The sequence below is a fragment of the Clostridium prolinivorans genome, assembly GCF_004011155.1.
Classification (GTDB): Bacteria; Bacillota; Clostridia; order Clostridiales; family Clostridiaceae; genus Clostridium_AT; species Clostridium_AT prolinivorans.
Genome location: NZ_RJWG01000050.1, coordinates 1 through 617, shown reverse-complemented (window position 1 = coordinate 617; position 617 = coordinate 1). Strand labels below are relative to the sequence as shown.

The 617-nt window shown below is 23.5% G+C and carries 1 tRNA gene; it reads left to right on the top strand.

The window, feature by feature from the left end:
• The first annotated feature begins 282 nt into the window (after nucleotides 1-282).
• Nucleotides 283-359, top strand: a tRNA-Ile gene (locus EGD97_RS12275).
• The last annotated feature ends 258 nt before the right edge of the window (nucleotides 360-617 follow it).

The following is a 617-nucleotide window of genomic DNA, read 5'->3' as shown; positions in this document are numbered from 1 at the left end:
GGCTGGATCACCTCCTTTCTATGGAGAAAAGCTTAAATGGCTTTTAGTATTAAAAGTCATTTAAGCAAGCTGGAACTTAATTCTCTGTTTAATTTAAATAGATCAATTTATTTAAAATTATTATGTTTTATGTTTAACAAATTGTATTTATAAATTTGTATCAAGTAAATCAATATAAAGACAGTAAATAATAATTTTGTTATCATAATTTAAATTATAAATTTTCATAATAAAATTTATNNNATCATAATTTAAATTATAAATTTTCATAATAAAATTTATGGGCTTATAGCTCAGCTGGTTAGAGCGCACGCCTGATAAGCGTGAGGTCGATGGTTCGAGTCCATTTAAGCCCACCAAAGTTACCAATAATTATTAATTGATTTTAGTAATTATTTTTGGTAATATAATAATCCTAAAAGAATTAACTTTTAAATTCTTTAAAGCTTATTACTTATTGATATGTTAATAATGAACATAATTAATAAGTATATATTAAATTGTTCTTTGAAAATTGCACAGATTAAAAAGATTAAATTGTTATACTCATCTAACTACAAAGTTAAAATTAGGGTATACAATTTCGCAAAGAAATAAAAAACGCGTTAGCGTTTTGC